Raw genomic sequence first — 253 nt, forward strand, 5'->3', positions numbered from 1 at the left:
CCGGAGTACGCCGGCCTCGGCGCGCGCTGGCAGCTCGTCTACCTCGAGGCGGGAGACCTCGCATGAGCTTCACGCGCAAACGCATCGACCTGACGATCACGCTCGGCGAGGGGCAGTTCGGTGACGACGGGGCCAATACCGTCACGCTGACTGGCATGCGCGTGCAGTCCATGATTACGATCCCCGGCGGGGAATCTATGGCGAGCGCGCAGGTGCGCGTGTACGGCCTGCCGATCTCGATGATGAATCAGTT

Annotated in this window: 1 protein-coding gene; it reads left to right on the forward strand. The window is 65.2% G+C overall.

What is annotated here, in order from left to right:
* Positions 1-62 precede the first annotated feature (62 nt).
* The coding region (locus SB660_RS22295) for a hypothetical protein (RefSeq protein ID WP_410584642.1) at positions 63-253 on the forward strand (191 nt) is incomplete at its 3' end.

This window comes from Bacillus sp. SIMBA_005 (genome assembly GCF_046535585.1).
Classification (GTDB): Bacteria; Bacillota; Bacilli; order Bacillales; family Bacillaceae; genus Bacillus; species Bacillus pumilus.